This is a genomic window from Cohnella phaseoli (assembly GCF_003386235.1).
GTDB classification, from domain to species: Bacteria; Bacillota; Bacilli; order Paenibacillales; family Paenibacillaceae; genus Cohnella; species Cohnella phaseoli.
On record NZ_QRDZ01000048.1, the window covers coordinates 43,052 to 55,394 of the forward strand.

Sequence of the window (12,343 nt, forward strand, 5' to 3'; positions counted from 1 at the left end):
CTATCCGCCCACGATGGCACACACCAAAGCAAAGAGCCGACCGACAGGGCGCCCGAAGATCGGGGACTGGCGATCGGCTCTTCTCATTAGTCGGCGGAGACCGTCTCAGGGTCTCCGTACAACCATACTTTAACGGCGACGTCGGGCTTCGGATCGCCTGTGAACTTGGCGCTGAACGACAGCGTCTGTCCGCCGTGACGGATAGTCGGTGCTTCGGCCGAGGCTTCGACGACGCGGAGCAGGTTGCGGTTCGCGTCGTAGACGCGTCCGGTCCGGGTCCCGTCGCATTCCAGATACTGATTCGCGGCGACTTCCGTATCGAACGTCATGTAGACGCCGTCAGTATAGAAAGTGGGCCTCTGCACCGCGGCGTCCTCGTTGCCGTAGGATGGACGCACGCGCATGGTGAAGCGAAGCGGCTGCTCGGCGTACTTGTTGAACATCGCCCAATCCGAGCCGCCCGGCTGTCCCGGCTGCTGCTCGGCCGGGGTGCAGACGAGAGGCTTCGTCGCCTGTACCGGATACAAATTCCAACGCTGCGGTCCAACCGGCTCGAGATGCCAATCTCCTTTCGGTTCGACGAGTCTCTCTCGTTGCTCCGCGCTGAACGCGCCGAGTCGCCGCGCCGTCTCCCATTCCCGCACCGCCGCCAGCAGCGCTTCGATGTTACCGTTACGCTCCAAAACCTCGTAATCCGCAACAAGCGCGAACCCCGCTCCGAAGCCGGCCGCTTTGGACAGCACCCACTCAATCTCGTCCAGTGCCGTCGACTCGAAGCGGTCGGACGACGAGCGAACGAGGAACCATCCGAGCATACGCGGAATAAAATTACGCTCGAAATACCGCTGATTGCTGAGCCGCCACTCCAACTGCCCTTCGCGTGTCTCCGCTCCCCACGGCTCGCCCCAGTTGAAGCGGGTGGCCATATGCCACAGGTAATTCGGCACGACGATGCTCGCGTCGTTGATCACTTCCCGCCCCCAACGCCGATATTGCCGCTCGACGAAGCGGATGACGCCGTAATCGTCCTGCCCGGTCGCGTACAATCCCTCCAGACCGTCGAACGAAACCTGCCGAATGTCGGCCCCGTTCATCAGCTCCGCAAGCCGATCGGCATATTCGTCCTGCAGCTCCAAATCCGGAAACACGACGTCATACGGATGGTCCCATAGCCGAGCCACCTTCTTTCCTTTGTCATGCTTCGATGCGACCGTGCCATGCATGCCCCGCTTTACGCCAAGCAATCGCCATGGCTCCGTCTCCGATACCGCTTCGTATTCCACCAGTTCGCTGCCGATGCGCGCCGTTTTGCGATATATCGCAACGGTAAACGGCCAAGGCTCGTCGATCGTCAGACTGTCGTCCCGCTCGTCCGCCTCCTCAGCAAGCGCGGCCGTTCCAAGAGGCTGCAGTCGTACGTCCGGCACTGGCGTAACGTAAGAATCGTTTAGCGTCGTAAAATTGCTGAGCGTATGGATGCCGAGCGATACGCCTTCCGACCTTGCAGCCTCCGAGCAAAGCCGCAACCCTTCATCGCCTCTCGGGAAGCTGCCGCGCTTCAGCTTGAAGTGCCCCCATTGCTCGAAAGGATCGGGGTGATAGACGTAACTCAGTCCGGCAAGCTTGGCGTATTGGACCGCCTCCCCGATCGTCTCTTCCGTAAAAGCGGTAATCAAGTAGGATTGATTGGCTGCCGGAGACGTCTTCCCCCACTGCCCTTCGATAATCGGGTGAGGAAGATCTTCCCCCAACTCGATCTGCTCTATCGTTTCCAGCACCTCTTCGACGGGACAACCGAACAAAGCAATCCCGCTCCCGACAATGACCGCATCCTCGCCCTCAAACGGCAGAACTTCGGTGGCCGGCACGTTCCACGCCTTGCGGACCGAGCGCTTCGTCCGATCGCGGGCATATGCTTGCAGTGCGCTGCCGCCGTCCACCGTCGGCCAGGCAGTACAAACCGGATATTCGAATTTGTTGTCCGACACCCGACGACCGTTCGGGTCCGGAGCGTCCCCCTCGCTGTACGACGGCGCCATGTACGCCAATCTTTCCAGCTCCAGCGGCCAGCCGCCAACCGTCTTCGCGTTCAGCACCTGAAGGCCGATCGCGAATCGGCCGTCGTGCACAACGCCGACCGACTCTCCGATTGAACCGCCGATACATGTACGGAACGGCCCCCATATAACGGCATCCGGGCTGCCCGACTCGATGGTCAGCACCTCCAGCACCGCGTATCCATCCCGAACAACAACGCCCACCTTGATCTTCGTCCCGTTCGGATACGTCAGCATCAGCGCTTCGGTTCTGCCTTCCTGTACACAGACCGCCGGCGCCTGTATTTCCCCGTCCTGCACGAGCTGCAGCAGCGGCGACGCATACATCGTCATAGGCAAGCCGTCGGAAGCGCCAACCTTGTCGGCCTGAAGCCGAACCTCTCCGCGCTCGTTGATCTCCAGAACAAGCTGATCTGCTCGAATGTGATAAGTCATCGAAGCTCCTCCTCCAGAAGAAGGCTGCCGCCATCCAGGGGACAGCCTTCCGCGAAGCCATATTATTTCAAATATTGATCATAGATTTGCTGGGCCTCTTCGAGCACTTTGTCTCCGCCCATCTTCTTCCACTCGGCCACAAATCCGTCGAACTCGTTCAGCGATTTGCGTCCCGTAATAAAATCGATATAAGTCGTCAACGTAAATTGCTTCAGCTTATCCTGGTTTTCGTTGTAGATCGGCTTGCTGAACGGCGCCAGGATATCGATCACGCGCGAACCCTGAGCACGGGTATCCTTGGCCAGCTGGCGCAAGCTCTCATCCGACGTGTACGATGTTTGAAAATCGTAATCGTTAAACGATCCGGCCATAGAATAAGCAACGATGCCCGCTTTCTTGCGCTCGTCTTCGTTGTCGTACGGCGGTAGGAACTCGATGGTTCCCTTGTCGCTCCGCTTCCAATGCGTGCCTTCAATTCCGAAATTCATCGCCTCGTACGAATCGGGCTCGAACTGAGTCGCTTCGAACACTTGCATGTAGCGAATCATTTTCGCCTGATCCTGCTCGAGCTGCTTGCCGAACATGACGCCTGACGCGAACGCCGGATTGTATTGCGAAATGCCCCAATTGCCGTCCGGTCCTTTGACGCCGCCCGTAGTCGAGAAAGCGAAATCCGGATTTTGCGCCTTGAGCTTGTCGTACCACTGCTCGCCGCCAAGGAACGCGCTGCCCGGCAGGAACGCCCACCAGTAAAACTCGATGGCCCCAATTTTGCCGCCAAGCACTTTGTCCTCGACGTTATTGCCTTTGTTGACGACGAATTCCGGATCGATCAATTCGTTCTTGTACCAGCGGTTGAGCACTTCCAATGCCTGCTTCGCTCCCGGTTCGATATCACCGCGAACGATCTTCCCGTCCTTCTCGCGGAAGATGTTCGGATAGGCATCGAATGCGCCGAAGACGGTGCTCATCATCGACTCGATGTTGTCTCCGGCCGAGGTAATGCCGTACGTATCCTTCTGGCCGTTGCCGTCCGGATCGTCGTTGCGGAACTTCGTGAGCGCTTCTTCCATCTCCTCCAGCGTTTCCGGCGTTTTCGCTATGCCGACCTTCTTCAGCCAGTCCTCGCGGAAAGCTAACTGCAAGCCGTCGATGCCGATGTCCCAGATAACCGGGAGTGCGTAGATTTTGCCTTCTCGGCGCACGTACTGGAACGGATCGTCGCCAAGGTAGCGCTTCAGCCAGGCCACGTATTTCGGCATGTACTGCTCGACGAGCTCCTGCGGAATTTCCGCCGCCACGCTCTGCTGCAGCAGCTTGTCGTAATCCGGGAACGACGGCTCCTTCCACCAGTCCGGAATGTCGTTCGAAGCCAACATCAGATTCAATTTCTCTTTCATCGCTTCCCGGGTCGTCGAGATGTAGTCGACCTCGATGTTCAGCTTCTGCTGCAGCGCCGTGACCCCTGGGGAGCTCTTCACGGCCGTTCCGTCGAGATCCCAGAACGTCAACTTCATCGGAGCCTCGGGAGAGGCGCTTTCGCTAGAACCCGCGCTGTTGCTTGGCGAAGCGCTCGGGCTCGAGTTGCCTCCGTTATTGTTCCCGCTGCACGCCGACAGCAACGTTGCCGTAAGCGCGATTGCCAATGCGAGGGACAGCCAGCCTTTCTTTTTCATCTGTAACCAACCCTTTCCCTTATCATGGTTATCTATTAAATGGGGCCTTACCCCTTAATAGCGCCGATCATGACACCTTTGACGAAATACTTCTGAATGAAAGGATAAACGACCAGCATCGGAATGATCGAGAACATAATAACAGTGGCCTGCAATTGCCTGCCCGAGAAAGCTGTCGCTTTGCCGATGCTGTTGATCACGTTGTTGATGTCGGACATATCGTTCTGGATGACGATTTTACGTAAAATGACCTGCAGTACCTGCTTGCCCGGATCGTTTACGTAGATCATCGCATCGAACCAGGCGTTCCAATGGCCGACTCCAACCCATAGCGCGATCGTGGCGAGCACCGGTTTAGAGAGCGGAAGGACGATTCGGAAAAAGATCATCGCATAGCCTGCACCGTCGACGCGAGCAGATTCCTCAATCTCCTCGGGAATGCCGCGAAAAAAGTTGCGCATGATGAGCACGTTAAACGCGCCGATCATTCCGGGAATCACGAGCGCCCACAGCGTATTGATCATGTTCAGCTCTTTAATGAGCAGGTAAGTCGGGATCAACCCGCCCCCGAACAGCATCGTGAACAAAATAATGCCGGTAAAAACGCCGTTAAACGGCAAATCCCGTTTGGCTAGCGGATACGAGGTCAGCGCGGTGAAGAATACGGCCAGCAGCACGCCCACTACCGTTCTCAGTATCGTGTTGCCGTAGCCGGTCCACAACTCGGCAAAATCGAACGCCAGTTTATAGCTTGCGAGCGTCAGCTCCTTCGGCCACAAAATCATCCCCGACGCATAGGCGGCTCCGCCGGCTCCTCCTCCGTCCAGCGAAATGACGACCTGAGTCCAGAACGGATACACCGTAATTATCATAACGACCGCCATCGCTGCATACAGCACTACATCGACCACCCGGTCTCCGCGCGACTTTTTCACGTTGATCATCGTCCTCTGCCTCCCTCTTCCGGCTTACCACAGCGCATGATCGCGTCCGCCCAGCCGCTTGACGACCTGATTCACGACAACGATCAGGACAAGCGCCACCGCCGACTTGAACAATCCGACTGCCGTCGCGTAGCTGTAGTTCATCTCCAGCAGACCTTTGCGGTATACGTACGTGTCGATAATGTCCGCGACCCTGTAAACCTTGACGTTGTACATATTGAAAATTTGATCGAAGCCCGCGTCCAGAATGCCCGACATCGAGAGGATCAGCATGATCGCGATGACCGGAGCCAGCATCGGAATCGAGATGCGGATCATTCGCTGGAACCGACCCGCTCCGTCCATAATGGCCGCTTCGTGAAGCTGCGGATCGATGTTCGTAATCGCTGCGAAGTAGATGATCGAGCCCCAGCCGAAGCCTTGGTAGATGCTCGTCGCAACGAGAATCGAACGGAAATACCGGTCGTCCGCCAAGAAGAGAACGGGATCGCCGCCAAGCAGCTTAACGATCGAGTTGACCGGGCCCTCAAGCGAGAAGACGGTGAAAAAAATACCTCCGAGCACCACCCACGACATAAAATGCGGCAAATACGAAACGGTCTGCACCAGCTTCTTGTACTTGGCGCTCACGATCTCGCTCATCAGCAGAGCGAACATAATCGGAATCGGAAAACCGAAGACCAGCTTGTATAAGCTGATGACAAGCGTGTTTTCCAGAATCGTGTAAAAGTAGCTGTCCGAGAATACGGTTTCAAAATGCTTCAGCCCTGCCCACGGGCTGCCGACGATGCCTTCCGTCAGCTTGTAATCCTTAAACGCCAGCAGAACGCCGTACATTGGGGCATAGTGGAAAATCGCATAATACGCCATGGCCGGAACCATCATCAGCAGAAGCACCCGATATCGCTTGATGAGGCGCACTCGTTCGGATTGTATCCGCTTTCCGTTAATCGATGCCGTTTTGTTCATCCTGTCGCCTCCCCCTGCGTTTCACTATATCAGCGGCGAAGCCAAAAAGAATTATCAAAGAATTTAGAAACGCTTCGGTTTTTTACGCACTTTCCAAAAAGTCCTCCAAAACGAAAGGATCTCGCCTCCCCGCAGCCCGGCGGAGATTGGAGATCCTATTTGTCGTCGGTATCCGGAAAATAAGGAGGAACCGTTAGTTCAATCGTCGTTCCCTCCTCGGGTTCGCTCGCGATGGAGATTCCGTATTCTTCTCCGAATTTCAGCTTGACCCGTTCGTTCACATTCTTGAGACCGTAGCCGCCCGATTGCGTGGAGGCTGCGGCGCGAACCAACTCCTCGGGCATTCCCGGCCCGTTGTCGCGAACCGTGAATACGATCGCTCCCTCTCGGGCGGCGGCGGAGACGCGCAGCGTTCCCCGGCCGTCGCTCTTCTTGTTCACCCCGTGCTGAATCGCATTTTCGACCAACGGCTGCAAAATCAAATTAATCGTCGAGTAGCGAAGCACCGCCTCGTCAATCTCGAATACAACGTCGAAGCTATAGTCCTGCATAAGCTGAATGACTTCCAGATAGGAGCGGACGTTGTCCAACTCGTCGCGTACAGAGATGATATTGCTGCCGCGATTCAGCGCCGTCCGGTAGAAGCGCGACAACGAAGTTACGGTATGGCTAATATCGTACGCGTCCTTGCGCAGCGCCTTCCAGTTGATGAAAGAAAGCGCATTGTACAGAAAATGCGGATTGATCTGCCATTGCAGCGCCTTGAGCTCGGCTTCCTGCTGCTTGATTTTCCCGTTGTACGATTCTTCGATCAGCTCGTTAATCCGTCCCAGCATGCTGCCGAACCGGTTGGTTAGCTCGCCGATCTCGTCGCGGTCCACGCTGCGCACGTCCAGCGTCAGATTGCCCATCTCGACTTTTTTCATCATCACGTTCAGTGCCAGAATGCGCCGGATCATCGTCCGGGAGAACAGCGTAATGACGGCGAGCATAATCGCGACACAGATCACGATCATGCCGACGGTGGCGCTTATGATTGAGCCGGCCTCCGTAGCCGCCCGGTCGGCCGGAACGAACCAATAGATCGTCCAGTCGCTTTGCCGCAGCGGTTTCCGGGCCAGAAACAGTCGCGTATCCCCCAGCTTAACCGTCCCGTCCTTCTGCTTAAGCATCTCCTCCGCCGTAAAGCCGGGAAAACGGGCCGCGAAGGCGTTGGCGTAGATCGGGCGTCCTTGCCCGTCGGCGATTACGATGCCATTGTCATGCTGCATGTCGGCCGCGCCGAAAATCGATTCCGCCTTCAAGCTCATATGGACGACATGCGTGTAGGCGCTCCCCAGACTGCGCGGGAATTTCGCCGTCACGAACAGCCCTTCGTCGTAGAACCAGCGGTACTCATTGGGAGGAGCATCCAGCGTCTCCCGGTACCAAGCCTTATCGTCTACGCGCTCGGAAGAGAGTAGAAGCGTGTCGTATTCCGGTACGTCTCCCTGCGCATAGAGCGTTATTTTGGCAATATCGTTGTCCAGGTTTTTCATCATATTGAAGTAGGGAGTCAGGTAGCCGTTCAGATCGCGGGACAGATTGACCAGGTCCAAATAGTCGTTCTCGACGATTTTCTGGAAGGTGACGTTATAGGTAATCGAGCGAAGCGTGTGGCTGTATCTCTCAAGCGAGCTGTCGATACTGCCGGTCACCGTCGTTATGTTCTTATCGATGCCTTCAAGCGTCCGGTAATCCAGCATCTGCCGCGACTGGTTGTACGCATAGATGCCCAAAATCAGGATCGGAATAATGACGACGACCATGTATGAGAGAAACAGCTTGTTCTTGAACCGCATGCGGTTCAACAGTCCGGGCGACGTCCGGTTCATAGACTACGACTCCTCCCGGAATTGCGCGGGCGTTTTGCCGAAATGGCTTTTGAACAGTGATATAAAATAGGGTACGTTACCGTAACCAACCTGCGGCGCGATATCCACCACCTTGGCATTGGTCGTCAGCAGCAGTTCCTTCGCTTTGTCCATTCGGTACAGCGTCATATATTTGTTTAAGCTAATGCCCTTCTGCTTCTTGAACAGGTAGCTCAAATAGCTCGGCGACAAATACACCCTCTCCGCCAGCCGCTCCAAAGACAGATCCTGATCGTATTCGCGCTCGATCCATTTCACGACCTCTTCGATTGCTTTCGAGGAGCCTTCCCCAAGCCGGGCGGCGCTTGCAGGCGAATGCTCTTCCAGAATCGTCCTCATGACCAAGCGCAGATCGGCGAGCCTCGTCGTTTTGTGTACGCTTTCAAGATGCTTGTTGAAGAGCTCGAAGTTTTTCCGCGCCGAAGCGTCGAACAACGCCTTTACCACTTCCATGCATACGTATTTGACGTAAATCGACGACAGGCGGTCGCTATTCTGCAATTGATCGAACAACTGCTCGAATCGCAAATAAGCGAAGTCGAAGCGTGTGCGCTCGATGTGCTGCTTCACCTCGTCCAGCATCTCCTGAACGCCGGCCGTCACCTCGTCCTCCGACGTTCGATTCGTCTGCACGATTGTCCCTTCGCCCCAGAAAAACTTTCCCTCCAGCATCGTCTCCATCGTCTGGTATTCGCGAATCAACTGGTCTAGCGTCTCTACCGGCCCGCTGACGACAACGGCGACGTCCTGTCCGTACTCGGTCAACAGCCTCTCCGACAACGTTTGCGCGATACGCACGAATTCATCCGCGTTTTCTCCCGGCTGCGCCTCTGCAAACAATAGCGCCTGGAATTCGTTGAGATGAAACCATTCGCGCCACCGTCCAACAACGCTGTCGAGCCGCTCCTCGAAATCCGGCGGAGTGCGATCGAAGAACCGGCTTCGCGCATCCAGCATCAACAGACGCAGATTCGGCTCGTAACCGAAATCGGCCAGCCTCATACCCGCATACTCGTCGGGCTGAAGCCGCCCGGAGAGCAGATCGGCAAGCAGCCGATGCTTCTCCATCCGCGATTCCCGGTTGTACGCCATCTCCATCCGTTCCAGCTGCGCCTTCTCTTGCCGCTCCTCCTCGCACTGTTGAATGGCCTGGGAGAGCACCTTCAGCGCGTCGGTCACCTGAATCGGCTTCAGCATATAACGAATAGCGCGCACATCGATCGCCCGCTGAGCATATTCAAACTCTCCGTAAGCGCTCATAAATATGATTTTGATCGGCCAGCCGGCCTCCCTGATCCGATCCGCGAATTCCAGCCCGTCCATACCCGGCATCCGAATGTCCGACAACACGATATCGACCGGATTTCTCTGCAAATACTCCAGCGCGCTCTCGGAGCTGTCGGCCTCGGCCAACTCCAATCCCAGCCCGAACTTGTCGACCAGAAACCGCACACCCTCCCGCTCAAACTTATCGTCGTCCACTACGAGCATCCTCAACATGCCGCTGCCCCCTTCTGCTGGCTCGAATGTTCAACATCTTGTTCGACACTAGTTTACTATCCTCCTGCTGTCAAGCATCTGAACAAAGAGTACGCTTCATCGCCAAAGTTTCGAACATCTCTCTTAAGGCTAATCATACCCCCACAATGTTTCTAGGATGATTGGAAATTCAACTTTTTACGGCGGCCCTATTTTCATCCATGAGCTTACACCCTACGCCAGGACTTCCGCGAGGGAATTTAGTCGAAAAACCATACAACGCAACTCGAATCAGACTCAAACGACGAACATTTGTCCGAAAAATCGTACAAAGCAATCCGAATCAGGCTCAAACGACGGACGTTTGTCCGAAAAACCGTACAACGCAATCCGAATCAGGCTCAAACGACGGACGTTTGTCCGAAAAACCGTACAAAACGACCAAAATCAAGAATTGCATGTCACTAAAGCATCTTGGATGATTAAACGTATAAATTCTGGGATTTATCCGCCACAAAACCAAGATGCCTTGCTATCCTTAACAGCACATTTCATTAACAGCTCCATCGTTTCATACGACTTCCTTCTTCCCTTCAGTTTAAACGTCCTACCGTGCTATTAACTTCAATGTAAATGAATGTCTAGCTTTAAGTATTGGAGAATAACACTTCCTGAACTATACTGAAAATATCTGGTGCGAACCCTAGGCTCACATGTTTTTCCCGGGAGATTCGCACCTCTTACCGTGCAAGGCTTTTCAGCATTTCGAGCTAATTTAAAACTCGCTTTTCCCCATCAAAAATGCTGAGTCGCACTTTTGGGCTCTAAATCCCTTGCCTATCAAGGGCTCAGCATGCTCGCTGTCACTCCTTTTACGGGAGTGTGGATTGAAACTGCCATAGTGAGGTCTTTAGCGCTTGTCTTAGGGTCACTCCTTTTACGGGAGTGTGGATTGAAACTTCAAAGAGGAGCAGGTTCCGGGCCGCTACGATGGTCACTCCTTTTACGGGAGTGTGGATTGAAACTATTTCGCCGCAACTTGCCGGTTTGTCGCCGTTGTCACTCCTTTTACGGGAGTGTGGATTGAAACTCCCGATTGAATAGCATCATAGAGATTTTCTAAGTCACTCCTTTTACGGGAGTGTGGATTGAAACTGCTCTTATCGGTGCTGATTCTCAATTCCGATCGGTCACTCCTTTTACGGGAGTGTGGATTGAAACTACTTCGTTATCTTGGTCTTGCGACCTCGATTGAGTCACTCCTTTTACGGGAGTGTGGATTGAAACCATTGGACGTTTTTTTGCTGCGCAAAAATCGCGGGTCACTCCTTTTACGGGAGTGTGGATTGAAACCCGGTCGCCGTGGCCGGGTACGTGCTTATCCGCTTGTCACTCCTTTTACGGGAGTGTGGATTGAAACAGAAATAGCAGGCTGTTCCACCTGCTGCGACAAAGTCACTCCTTTTACGGGAGTGTGGATTGAAACATCGTCTTTAAACAAGTCCTTTGCTTTGTTTAAGTCACTCCTTTTACGGGAGTGTGGATTGAAACGGGATTACCTGCGTCCTCCGCGATCTCCTGAACCGTCACTCCTTTTACGGGAGTGTGGATTGAAACCACCTGTACTAGTCCCAACCTTTAACCCGTAGCTGTCACTCCTTTTACGGGAGTGTGGATTGAAACCACCTGTACTAGTCCCAACCTTTAACCCGTAGCTGTCACTCCTTTTACGGGAGTGTGGATTGAAACCACCTGTACTAGTCCCAACCTTTAACCCGTAGCTGTCACTCCTTTTACGGGAGTGTGGATTGAAACCGTTTGTCCCTTATCGGATCAACGCGCATCTGTGTCACTCCTTTTACGGGAGTGTGGATTGAAACTCTCAAATCGGGGTCGTGGATTCGATAAGACAAGTCACTCCTTTTACGGGAGTGTGGATTGAAACTCATCGTAATCACTCCTTCGTCGCTTTGAGGTAGTCACTCCTTTTACGGGAGTGTGGATTGAAACCACCAAAGCCGTAATGGCGGCGGGCAGCGCGAAGTCACTCCTTTTACGGGAGTGTGGATTGAAACAACAGGTCGCGCAGAAGGTCATTACGTTTGTGAGTCACTCCTTTTACGGGAGTGTGGATTGAAACGACGCTGAATACGACACGGCGCAGCAAGCCGCTAGTCACTCCCTTTACGGGAGTGTAGATTGAAACGGTAGCGCGGACTTGGGCGGACTGATCGATACTCCGTCACTCCCTTTACGGGAGTGTGAGAAAACAAAGGAAATATTCTCCTCTTCCTATTAATGTCCCTCGTTATTTTACCGAAACCTTGTCCCCAATCAGATCGTATTCTTTATAACGATATTTTTTTGGAGGATATTGCCATGAATTACGGAGTTTACGGTATTTTTATATTTTATGTTCTCATTTTTGTAGTACTAGGAATTATAGCTGTTAAAATAGTTAGAAAAAGGGAGCTACCAACCTCTCATTACACTCCGTTTGATTACATAACAGCCCACACAACAGCTGAGTTCCATGAAGAAAAAGAAGAACATGAAGATGAGGATGACCAGGGTGACGACAAGGATAAGTTTCGATACAAGTTGAAATAGGGATGTACTCCCGGCGTATCTGAAGCAATTCTGAATAAAGTCTGCCTCTGCTTGAAGCCGCTACGGTCGGGTTGCAGCTCCGTTACTTTATGTTTCTTACTCTAACCCGACTCAGTCTGCTTGCAGCCCCATCGATCCATCATTTACCTCGCTAACCTCACTCAGTGGAGTTGTCAAAAAAAGTGCAGTTTGAAAACACCCTCATACAGAAATCCCTGCTAAGCTGCTTGTGACAGCATTCTTTCGCGATAAATAGCTGG

At 53.9% G+C, this 12,343-nt stretch carries 7 protein-coding genes and 1 CRISPR repeat array; of the genes, 1 reads left to right on the forward strand and 6 read right to left on the reverse strand.

Annotated elements, in window-relative coordinates:
- Positions 1-86 precede the first annotated feature (86 nt).
- From DFP98_RS35885 to DFP98_RS35910, 6 genes are all read right to left on the reverse strand, one after another.
- Positions 87-2,492 carry a hypothetical protein gene (locus DFP98_RS35885; RefSeq protein ID WP_116065456.1) on the reverse strand — a complete coding sequence of 802 codons (2,406 nt, stop codon included), beginning with the start codon at positions 2,490-2,492 and terminating at the stop codon, positions 87-89.
- Positions 2,493-2,554: 62 nt separating this feature from the next.
- The gene (locus DFP98_RS35890; protein WP_116065457.1) at positions 2,555-4,168 is read right to left on the reverse strand and encodes an extracellular solute-binding protein; all 1,614 of its coding nucleotides are present in this window, start codon (positions 4,166-4,168) and stop codon (positions 2,555-2,557) included.
- Between the two features lie 47 nt (positions 4,169-4,215).
- Entirely contained in the window at positions 4,216-5,112 is an 897-nt protein-coding gene (locus tag DFP98_RS35895; RefSeq protein ID WP_116065458.1) for a carbohydrate ABC transporter permease, read from the reverse strand.
- 24 nt (positions 5,113-5,136) lie between these two features.
- Positions 5,137-6,081, reverse strand: coding sequence for an ABC transporter permease (locus DFP98_RS35900; RefSeq protein WP_116065459.1), 945 nt, complete (start codon positions 6,079-6,081; stop codon positions 5,137-5,139).
- Positions 6,082-6,236: 155 nt separating this feature from the next.
- Positions 6,237-7,955 carry a sensor histidine kinase gene (locus tag DFP98_RS35905; RefSeq protein WP_116065460.1) on the reverse strand — a complete coding sequence of 573 codons (1,719 nt, stop codon included), beginning with the start codon at positions 7,953-7,955 and terminating at the stop codon, positions 6,237-6,239.
- A 3-nt stretch (positions 7,956-7,958) separates the two neighbouring features.
- A complete protein-coding gene (locus DFP98_RS35910; RefSeq protein WP_116065461.1) occupies positions 7,959-9,494 on the reverse strand; it encodes a response regulator transcription factor in 1,536 nt (511 codons plus the stop codon).
- 841 nt (positions 9,495-10,335) lie between these two features.
- Positions 10,336-11,680: a CRISPR direct-repeat array (repeat unit 33 nt; unit sequence GTCACTCCTTTTACGGGAGTGTGGATTGAAACT).
- A 172-nt stretch (positions 11,681-11,852) separates the two neighbouring features.
- On the opposite strand from DFP98_RS35910, the gene DFP98_RS35915 reads away from it, so the two are divergent.
- On the forward strand, positions 11,853-12,083 hold the full coding sequence (locus DFP98_RS35915) for a DUF3951 domain-containing protein (RefSeq protein ID WP_116065462.1): 231 nt from the start codon (positions 11,853-11,855) through the stop codon (positions 12,081-12,083).
- The last annotated feature ends 260 nt before the right edge of the window (positions 12,084-12,343 follow it).